We start from the raw sequence: 1,207 nt of genomic DNA, 5'->3' as shown, positions 1-1,207 counted from the left end.
CCCGACGTCCCCCCGCTTTCAGTAGCGGAGCTGTTTGGAGCCCGGCTTTATCGTAGCGGTTTCACCGCCAGCTGTTGGGCATAGGCGGCAGGCGTTAGCCCGCCGAGCGATTTCTTCGGCCGCTCTTCGTTGTACTCCCGCCGCCAGCGCTCGATCTCGGTGCGCGCGTGCAGCAGTGTCGGGAACCAGTGTTCGTTGAGGCATTCGTCGCGCAGGCGTCCGTTGAACGATTCAACGTAAGCGTTCTGATTCGGCTTGCCCGGCTGGATCAGACGCAGCGACACGCCACGTTCGTGCGCCCAGGCCACCATTGCCTTGCCGCAGAATTCCTTGCCGTTATCGGTCCGGATCACCTTCGGCAGGCCACGGCTGAGTGCCAGGCGGTCCAGCACGCGGCTGACGCCGTGGCCCGAAATCGCACGCTCGACCTCGATTGCCACCGCCTCGTGGCTGGCGTCATCCACAATCACCAGACACTTGATGACACGGCCGTCGGCTGTGCGATCGAAGATAAAGTCCATCGACCACACCTCGTTGGCCGCAACCGGACGAATCAGTGGTTGCCGTTCGCCCAGGGGCACCTTCTTGCGCTTGCGCCGCCGCACCTGCAGTTTCGCCTGCTGATACAGCCGCTCGACGCGCTTGTAGTTCACGACCTGGCCGCCTTGCCGCAGCTTGAGGTAGATCATGCCCACCCCGTAGCGCTTGTGCCGATGCGCCAAGGCCTGGATCTGCGCCCGCAGTTCTACATTGCGGTCCGGACGAGGCGTGTAGCGCAGTGCGCTGGCACTCATGCCGACCACGCGCAGAGCGCGCCGCTCGCTGAGTCCTTTTCTTGCCATGTAGCGCACCTGCTCGCGTCGGGCGGGTGCGCTCACCATTTTTTTCGCAGCACGTCCTTGATCACCTCGTTCTCGAGGACCTGCTCGGCCAACAGCTTCTTCAACCGCGCGTTCTCGGTCTCCAGTTCCTTCAGGCGCTTGGCCTCCGACACATTCATGCCGCCGAACTTGCTGCGCCACAGGTAGTACGACGCCTCGCTGAAGCCGTGCCGACGGCACAGCTCCTTGACCGGCAGCCCGGCCTCGGCCTCACGCAAGAAGCCGATGATCTGCTCTTCGCTGAAACGCTTTTTCACGTCCAATCTCCTTCTCGTTGGGGATTGGACTCCAAAGCAGCTTGCTACTCAATTGAGGGGGGGCGTCGC

Annotated in this window: 1 protein-coding gene; it reads right to left on the bottom strand. The window is 63.0% G+C overall.

Annotated features, from left to right (window positions below; genetic code table 11):
- Window positions 1-47: 47 nt before the first annotated feature.
- A protein-coding gene (locus tag ACVOLL_RS20555) for an IS3 family transposase (protein WP_149500787.1) occupies window positions 48-1,138 on the bottom strand; the annotation gives its coding sequence in 2 pieces (ribosomal slippage) (window positions 48-880 and window positions 880-1,138; 1,092 coding nt in all).
- Window positions 1,139-1,207 lie beyond the last annotated feature (69 nt).

The organism is Stenotrophomonas sp. STEN035, from assembly GCF_056759935.1.
This window is presented reverse-complemented; position numbering and strand designations above follow the sequence as displayed.